Annotated in this window: 6 protein-coding genes; 1 reads left to right on the top strand and 5 read right to left on the bottom strand. The window is 70.0% G+C overall.

Annotation, left to right across the window (positions count from 1 at the left end; translation table 11 throughout):
- Nucleotides 1-38: 38 nt before the first annotated feature.
- Nucleotides 39-728 carry a response regulator gene (locus tag ACLHRZ_RS09545; protein ID WP_171086978.1) on the bottom strand — a complete coding sequence of 230 codons (690 nt, stop codon included), beginning with the start codon at nucleotides 726-728 and terminating at the stop codon, nucleotides 39-41.
- Nucleotides 729-831: 103 nt separating this feature from the next.
- On the bottom strand, nucleotides 832-3,384 hold the full coding sequence (locus ACLHRZ_RS09540; RefSeq protein WP_490417868.1) for an ATP-binding protein: 2,553 nt from the start codon (nucleotides 3,382-3,384) through the stop codon (nucleotides 832-834).
- Between the two features lie 186 nt (nucleotides 3,385-3,570).
- Between ACLHRZ_RS09540 and ACLHRZ_RS09535 the strand changes: the two genes are divergently transcribed.
- Nucleotides 3,571-4,107 carry a GNAT family N-acetyltransferase gene (locus tag ACLHRZ_RS09535; protein WP_490417867.1) on the top strand — a complete coding sequence of 179 codons (537 nt, stop codon included), beginning with the start codon at nucleotides 3,571-3,573 and terminating at the stop codon, nucleotides 4,105-4,107.
- Between the two features lie 65 nt (nucleotides 4,108-4,172).
- Here ACLHRZ_RS09535 and kdpC read toward each other — a convergent pair whose 3' ends face one another.
- The 3 genes from kdpC to kdpA are packed head-to-tail and all read right to left on the bottom strand — an operon-like array spanning nucleotide 4,173 to nucleotide 8,621.
- Nucleotides 4,173-4,820 carry a potassium-transporting ATPase subunit KdpC gene (gene kdpC, locus ACLHRZ_RS09530; RefSeq protein WP_490417866.1) on the bottom strand — a complete coding sequence of 216 codons (648 nt, stop codon included), beginning with the start codon at nucleotides 4,818-4,820 and terminating at the stop codon, nucleotides 4,173-4,175.
- Nucleotides 4,821-4,824: 4 nt separating this feature from the next.
- Nucleotides 4,825-6,933: a potassium-transporting ATPase subunit KdpB gene (gene kdpB, locus ACLHRZ_RS09525; RefSeq protein WP_490417865.1), complete on the bottom strand. Its 2,109-nt coding sequence runs from the start codon at nucleotides 6,931-6,933 to the stop codon at nucleotides 4,825-4,827.
- Nucleotides 6,930-8,621 (bottom strand): potassium-transporting ATPase subunit KdpA, encoded by a 1,692-nt coding sequence (gene kdpA / locus ACLHRZ_RS09520; RefSeq protein ID WP_490417864.1) that lies wholly within the window; start codon nucleotides 8,619-8,621, stop codon nucleotides 6,930-6,932. The genes kdpB and kdpA overlap by 4 nt, the downstream gene beginning before the upstream one ends.

The following is an 8,621-nucleotide window of genomic DNA, read 5'->3' as shown; positions in this document are numbered from 1 at the left end:
GCAACCCCCGGACCCCCGGCCGGAGGCCACCGGGACGCTCAGACCTCGAACCGGTATCCCATCCCCGGCTCCGTGATGAAGTGCTTCGGGTGCGAAGGGTCGCGCTCCAGCTTGCGGCGGAGCTGGGCCATGTAGACGCGGAGGTAGTTGGTCTCGGTGCCGTAGGACGGGCCCCAGACCTCCTGGAGGAGCTGCTTCTGACTGACGAGACGGCCCGTGTTGCGGACCAGGACCTCCAGCAGGTGCCACTCCGTCGGGGTCAGCCGGACGTCCCGCCCGTCGCGGTTGACCTTCTTCGCCGCGAGATCGACCGTGAAGACCTCCGTCTCGACGATCGCGTCGTCGCCCGTGGCCGAGGGCCCCGTCGGCTCGGCGCGCCGCACGGCGGCCCGCAGCCGGGCCAGCAGCTCGTCCATGCCGAACGGCTTGGTGACGTAGTCGTCGGCGCCGGCGTCCAGCGCCTCGACCTTCTCGTCGGAGGTCTGGCGGGCGGAGAGGACCAGGATGGGCACCCGGGTCCAGCCGCGCAGACCCTTGATCACCTCGACACCGTCCATGTCGGGCAGACCGAGGTCGAGGATGACCACGTCGGGGTGGCGGGCGGCGGCGAGCTGGAGTGCGGTGGCGCCGTCGGGCGCGGCGTCGACCTCGTACTTCCGCGCCTTGAGGTTGATGACGAGCGCGCGGACGATCTGCGGCTCGTCATCCACCACGAGCACCCGGTTCATGCTGAACCACCTCTGCTGTTCATGCGGCCCATCAACTGGGCGCGCGGTCTCGGTCTGTCGGTCTGTACGTGCTGTGCTGTGCGTGCGGCGGTGTGCCGAGGGATCATGTCGTGACCTGCGCCGGCAGGTCGGCGCGCACGGGCGCCAGGCCGGCGGCGGCCCGCAGGGTGAGGACCATGGTCATGCCGCCGCCGGGGGTGTCCTCGGCCGCGAGCGTGCCGCCCATCGCCTCCGCGAAGCCGCGGGCGACGGCCAGGCCCAGGCCGACCCCGGCGCCGCGCGGCGCGTCGCCGTAGCGCTGGAACGGCTCGAAGATCCGGTTCTTGGCGCTGTCCGGCACGCCGGGGCCGGTGTCGGCCACCCGGACCTCCACCCGGTCGCCGAGGGCGCTGGCGGAGACCATGACGGGCACGCCGTCGGGACTGTACTTCACGGCGTTCTCGACGATGTTGGCGACGCTGCGCTCCAGCAGGCCGGGGTCGACGGCGACCATCGGCAGCGTCTCCGGGATGTCGAGCGCGACGCTGCCTTCCGGGACGCCGCCCAGGGCCATCGGGACGACCTCGTCGAGGTCGATCTCCCGGATCAGCGGGGTGACGGTGCCGGTCTGCAGGCGGGACATGTCGAGCAGGTTGCCGACGAGGTGGTCGAGCCGGTCGGCGCCGTCCTCGATGCCGGCCAGCAGCTCGGACTCGTCCTCCTCGGACCAGGCGACGTCGTCGGAGCGCAGGGAGGTCACCGCGGCCTTGATGCCCGCGAGCGGGGTGCGCAGGTCGTGGCTGACGGCGGCGAGCAGGGCGGTGCGGATGCGGTTGCCCTCGTCCAGCTCGCGGGCCCGCTCGGCCTCGCCGACCAGCCGCTGCCGGTCCAGGACGACGGCGGCCTGGGCGGCGAAGGCGGCCAGCACGCGGCGGTCCTCGGCGGGCAGGACGCGGCCGGAGAGCACGAGGGCCATGTTGTCGCCGACGGGCATGTCGACATCGCCGTCCTCGGGGCGCAGCAGCGGCCTGCCGGAGTTGGTCACCTCGCTCGCCGCGCACGTCCACGGGTCCACCTCGCTGGCCCGCTCCAGCAGGGCCACGGAGTCCATGGCGAAGGTCTCCCGGACCCGCTCCAGCAGGGCCTCCAGGCTGGTCTCGCCGCGCAGGACGCTGCCGGCCAGGAAGGAGAGGATCTCCGACTCGGCGCGCAGCCGGGCCGCCTGGTGGGTGCGGCGGGCGGCGAGGTCCACCACGGAGGCCACGGACACCGCGACGAACACGAAGATCACGATCGCGACGATGTTCTTCGGGTCCGTTATCGTCCACTGGTGCAGCGGCTCGACGAAGTAGTAGTTGAGCAGCAGCGAGCCGACGGCCGCCGAGGCCAGGGCCGGGAGCAGGCCGCCGAGCAGCGCCGCCCCGACCGTCAGGCACAGGAACAGCAGCATGTCGTTGGCGAGGCCGACATCGGGGACGACGGTCGTCAGCAGCATGCTGAGCGCCACGGGGGCGACCACGCCGACCAGCCAGCCCGCCAGGATCCGGCCGCGCCCCAGCCGGGCGCCGCGGGCCACGGGCAGGCCCCGGCCCTTGGCGACCTCGTCGTGGGTGACGATGTGGACGTCCAGGTCCGGCCCGGAGTCGCGGGCCACGGTGGCGCCGACGCCGGGGCCGAAGATGTACTGCCAGGTCTTGCGGCGGCTGGAGCCCAGCACGATCTGGGTGGCGTTGACCCCGCGCGCGAACTCCAGCAGCGAGGCGGGCACGTCGTCGCCGATGACGTGGTGGAACGTGCCGCCGAGGTCCTCGACCAGGGTGCGCTGGACGGCCAGTTCCTTGGGCGAGGCCGAGGTCAGGCCGTCGCTGCGGGCGATGTAGACGGCGAGGATCTCGCTGCCGGAGCCCTTGGCGGCCATGCGGGCGGCGCGGCGGATGAGGGTGCGGCCCTCGGGGCCGCCGGTGAGGCCGACGACGATCCGCTCGCGCGCGTGCCAGATGGTCGAGACGCTGTGGTCGGTGCGGTACTGGCGCAGGTACTCGTCGACGCGGTCGGCGGTCCACAGCAGGGCCAGCTCGCGCAGCGCGGTGAGGTTGCCGGGCCGGAAGTAGTTGGAGAGGGCGGCGTCGACCTTGTCGGGCTTGTAGATGTTGCCGTGCGCCATGCGGCGGCGCAGGGCCTGCGGCGACATGTCGACGAGCTCGATCTGGTCGGCGCGGCGCACGACCTCGTCGGGCACGGTCTCGCGCTGCCGCACGCCCGTTATGGACTCGACGACGTCGCCCAGCGACTCCAGGTGCTGGATGTTGACGGTCGAGACGACGTCGATGCCGGCCTTGAGGATCTCCTCGACGTCCTGCCAGCGCTTGGTGTTGCGCGAGCCGGGCACGTTGGTGTGGGCCAGCTCGTCGACGAGGACGACCTTGGGGCTGCGTGCGAGGACGGCGTCCACGTCCATCTCCGTGAAGACGGAGTCGCGGTAGACGATCTCGCGGCGCGGCACCTCCTCCAGGCCGTGCAGCATCACCTCGGTGCGCGGCCGGCCGTGGTGCTCGACGAAGCCCACGACGGCGTCGGTGCCGCGCTCCACGCGGCGGTGGGCCTCGGAGAGCATGGCATAGGTCTTGCCGACGCCCGGTGCCGCGCCGAGATAGATCCGGAGATTGCCGCGTCCCATGGCCTCATTGTCTTTCATCATGCGCAGCCGTGTTCGGAGCGGTTTTCCGCCGCGAGGTGCAGCACTGCCGCGCGCACGTCGACCTTACGACCAAGGTTCAGGACATATCGGGCGAGAGACGATCGCAGGTCGGGTATTGACGCAGTTCTGACGCCTTCTGCCGTGTCCTTCTGCGAAGATGCCCCGATGCACAGGGCATCCACGGCTCACACGTCCGAATTCACATCTGCCGGGCTGGAGGAGATCCGGGCCCTGCTGGAACTCGCCTTCGACGGCAATTTCAGCGCCGAGGACTGGGACCACACCCTCTGCGGCATCCACGCCACCGTCCACCGGCGCGGCGAGCTGCTCGCCCACGGTTCGCTCGTGCAGCGGCGGCTGCTGCACGGCGGGCGGGTGCTGCGCACGGGCTACGTGGAGGCCGTGGCCGTCCGCCCCGGCCACCGCAGGCAGGGCCTGGCGAGCGCCGTCATGGAGGCGCTGGAGCGCGTCCTGCGCTCCGGCGGGTACCACATCGGCGCACTCGGCGCCGCGGAAGCGGCGGTCCCGCTCTACACGGGCCGCGGCTGGCACCAGTGGCGGGGGCAGACCGCGGCGCTCACCCCGGACGGCATCGTGCGCACGCCGGAGGAGGAGGGCCACATCTACGTCCTGCCCATGCGCACGGCGCTGGACCTGGACGGGGAGCTGGTGTGCGACTGGCGTCCGGGAGACGTCTGGTGATCGCGCAGAAGCCCCGCGCCCCTGACGGGGCGCGGGGCTTCTGCGTGATCGGCCACAGACAACCGTCAGTTCTTCACAAGCTCGCGCAGTGCGACGTTCAGCTTGAGAACGTTCACCCGAGGCTCCCCCATGAAGCCCAGCTGACGCCCGTCGACGTGGTCCTCGACCAGCTTGCGGACCTTGGCCGCCGGCAGGTGGTTCACCTTGGCCACACGGTCCGCCTGCAGCCGCGCGTACTCCGGGGAGATGTCGGGGTCGACACCCGAGCCGGAGGCGGTCACGGCATCCGTCGGGACGTCCTTCGGCTCGACGCCGTTGAAGGCGGCGATGTCCGCGCGGCGCTGCTGGATGCTCGTCAGCAGGACCTTGCTGTCGGCGGCGAGGTTGGAGGCCCCGGAGACCAGCAGCTTGTACTGCATGTTCTCGGTGTTGGGCCCGGCCGCCGACGGCCGCGGCTGGAAGTACTGCGGGTCGGGCAGCGGGTTGCCGTCCTTGTCCTTCTTGTCCAGCGAGAAGCTCTGGCCCAGGAGTTCGGAGCCGACGGACTTGCCGTCGACCTTGATCTCGGAGCCGTTGGCCTTGTCGTTGAAGGCGGCCTGGGCGATGCCGGTGACGACCAGCGGGTAGATCACACCGCAGACGACGGTGAGCACCAGCAGGGCCCGGAGACCCGCCATCAGCAGCCGTGCCGTGCTGCGTACGGAGTTGTTCATGACGTCACCCGATGCCAGGGATGAGGGAGATGAGCAGGTCGATGATCTTGATGCCGATGAACGGGGAGATCAGGCCGCCCAGTCCGTAGATCAAGAGGTTGCGCCGGAGCATCGCGTCCGCGCTCATCGGCCGGTAGCGCACGCCCTTGAGGGCGAGCGGCACCAGGGCCACGATGACCAGCGCGTTGAAGATGACGGCCGACAGGATCGCGGACTGCGGCGAGTGCAGGCTCATGATGTTGAGCTTGTTCAGGCCGGGGTAGGCGACCGCGAACATCGCGGGGATGATCGCGAAGTACTTGGCGACGTCGTTGGCGATGGAGAAGGTCGTCAGGGCGCCGCGGGTGATGAGCAGCTGTTTGCCGATCTCGACGATCTCGATGAGCTTGGTGGGGTTGGAGTCCAGGTCCACCATGTTCCCGGCCTCCTTGGCGGCCGAGGTGCCGGTGTTCATGGCCACGCCCACGTCGGCCTGGGCCAGCGCCGGGGCGTCGTTGGTGCCGTCGCCCGTCATCGCGACCAGCTTGCCGCCGGCCTGCTCGCGCTTGATGAGGGCCATCTTGTCCTCGGGCGTCGCCTCGGCCAGGAAGTCGTCGACCCCCGCCTCCTCCGCGATCGCCTTGGCCGTCAGCGGGTTGTCACCCGTGATCATGACGGTCTTGATGCCCATGGCGCGCAGCTCGTCGAACCGCTCGCGCATGCCCTCCTTGACGACGTCCTTGAGGTGGATGACGCCCAGGATCCGGGCGCCCTTCTCGTCCTCCAGGGCGACCAGCAGCGGCGTGCCGCCGGCCTGGGATATGTCGTCGGTGAGCGCACGGGCGTCCTCGGCGACGCTGCCGCCGCGCTCCTCGACCCAGGCGATGACCGAGCCGGTCGCGCCCTTGCGGACCTTGCGCCCGTCGACGTCCACACCCGACATACGGGTCTGGGCGGTGAAGGGGATCCACTCGGCGCCCACGAGCTCGCCCTCGTGGCGCTCGCGCAGGCCGTACTTCTCCTTGGCGAGGACGACGATCGAGCGGCCCTCGGGCGTCTCGTCGGAGAGCGACGAGAGCTGGGCGGCGTCGGCCACCTCGGCGGCCATCGTGCCCTTGACCGGGACGAACTCGGAGGCGCGGCGGTTGCCGTAGGTGATGGTGCCGGTCTTGTCGAGCAGCAGCGTGGAGACGTCGCCGGCGGCCTCGACCGCACGGCCGGACATGGCCAGGACGTTGCGCTGCACCAGACGGTCCATGCCCGCGATGCCGATCGCGGAGAGCAGGGCGCCGATGGTCGTCGGGATGAGGCAGACCAGCAGGGCCGCGAGCACGATCATCGTCTGCTCGGCCTTCGCGTAGATCGCGAAGGGCTGCAGCGTGACGACCGCCAGCAGGAAGACGATCGTGAGCGAGGCCAGCAGGATGTTGAGCGCGATCTCGTTCGGCGTCTTCTGCCGGGCCGCGCCCTCGACCAGGTTGATCATCCGGTCGATGAAGGTCTCGCCCGGCTTCGTCATGATCTTGATGACGATGCGGTCGGACAGCACCTTCGTACCGCCGGTGACGGCCGAACGGTCGCCGCCGGACTCACGGATGACCGGAGCCGACTCACCGGTGATCGCCGACTCGTCCACCGACGCGACGCCTTCGACGACGTCGCCGTCACCGGGGATGATGTCGCCCGCCTCGCAGACGACCAGGTCGCCGACGCGCAGCTCGGTGCCGGGGACCGACTCCTCGGTGTCGCCGTTCAGGCGGCGCGCGACGGTGTCGGTCTTGGCCTTGCGCAGGGTGTCGGCCTGGGCCTTGCCGCGGCCCTCTGCGACGGCCTCCGCGAGGTTGGCGAAGACGACCGTCAGCCACAGCCAGACCGTGATGGCCCAGCCGAACCAGTCGCCCGGGTTCTTCAGCGCCAGCACGGTGGTCATCACCGAGCCGATCTCGACCACGAACATCACGGGGGACTTGACCATCACCCGGGGGTCGAGCTTGCGGAAGGCGTCGGGCAGCGACTTGATCAGCTGCGCGGGGTCGAAGAGACCGCCGGAGACCCGGCCGGCCCCTGCGGAACCGTGTGCCTGGTCGTTCTCGGGGTCCCCGGACTCCGTACGGACAGGGGTGGTGGTGCTCATGAAAGTCCCTCCGCCATCGGGCCAAGGGCCAGGGCCGGGAAGTAGGTCAAGCCGGTGATGATGATGATCGCGCCCACGAGCAGACCGGCGAAGAGCGGCTTCTCGGTGCGCAGCGTGCCGGCCGTCTCGGGGACGGGCTTCTGCTCGGCGAGCGAGCCCGCCAGGGCCAGCACGAACACCATCGGCAGGAAGCGGCCGAGCAGCATGGCCAGACCGGTCGTGGTGTTGTACCACTCCGTGTTGGCGTTCAGGCCGCCGAAGGCCGAGCCGTTGTTGTTGGCGGCGGAGGTGTACGCGTACAGGACCTCGGAGAAGCCGTGGGCCCCGCTGTCGTTCACGGAGTTGGCCGCGGTGTTGAGGATCGAGTTCGGCGGGGTGTGCATCACCATCGACACGGCGGTGAAGCCGAGGACCAGGGTCGGGGTGATGAGGATGTAACACGCGGCGAGCTTGATCTCGCGGGTGCCGATCTTCTTGCCGAGGTACTCGGGCGTACGGCCGACCATCAGGCCCGCGATGAAGACTGCGATGATCGCCATGACGAGCATGCCGTAGAGGCCGGAGCCGACGCCGCCGGGCGCGATCTCGCCGAGCATCATGCCCAGCATCGCGATGCCGCCGCCGAAGCCGGTGAACGAGGAGTGGAAGCCGTCCACCGCACCGGTCGAGGTCAGCGTGGTGGAGGTGGCGAAGATCGAGGTGGCCCCGATGCCGAAGCGCTGCTCCTTGCCCTCCATCGCGCCGCCGGCCGCCTGGAGCGCCGCACCGTGGTGGGCGAACTCGCTCCACATCATCAGCACGGTGAAACCGAGCCAGATCACGGCCATGGCCGCAAGGATCGCGTAGCCCTGCTTGACGTTGCCGACCAGCTTGCCGAACGTGCGGGTGAGCGCGAACGGGATGAGGAGGATCAGGAAGATCTCGAAGAGGTTGGTGAAGGCGTTCGGATTCTCGAACGGGTGGGCGGAGTTGGCGTTGAAGTAGCCGCCGCCGTTGGTGCCGAGCTCCTTGATGACCTCCTGCGAGGCCACGGCGCCGCCGTTGACCTGCTGGGTGCCGCCGGCCAGCTGCCCGATCTCGTGGATGCCCGAGAAGTTCTGGATGGAGCCGCAGGCGACCAGGATCAGCGCGCCGATCACCGAGATCGGGATCAGGATGCGGATCGTGCCGCGCACCAGGTCGGCCCAGAAGTTGCCCAGGTCGCCGGTGCGGGACCGGGCGAAGCCCCGGACCAGGGCGACGGCGACGGCCATGCCCACGGCGGCGGAGACGAAGTTCTGCACCGCGAGGCCGAGCGTCTGGACCGCGTGGCCCATGGACTGCTCGCCCGAGTACGACTGCCAGTTGGTGTTGGCGACGAACGAGGCGGCGGTGTTGAAGGCCTGGTCCGGGCTGATCGCGTGGAATCCGAGCGACAGCGAGTGCGGCAGCACGCCCTGGACCCGCTGGAGCAGGTAGAGGAAGAGCAGGCTCATCGCGGAGAAGGCGAGAACGCCGCGCAGATAAGCCGGCCAGCGCATTTCCGCGTTCGGGTCGGCGCCGATGAGGCGGTAGAGCAGCTTTTCGCCGCGCAGGTGCTTGTCGGAGGTGTAGACGGCGGCCATGTAGTCGCCGAGCGGACGGTAGACCAGCACGAGCGCCGCTATGAGCGCGATCAGCTGGAGAACGCCGGAGAGGACGGGGCTCAT

The sequence above is a fragment of the Streptomyces sp. AM25 genome (assembly GCF_058146165.1).
This window is presented reverse-complemented; position numbering and strand designations above follow the sequence as displayed.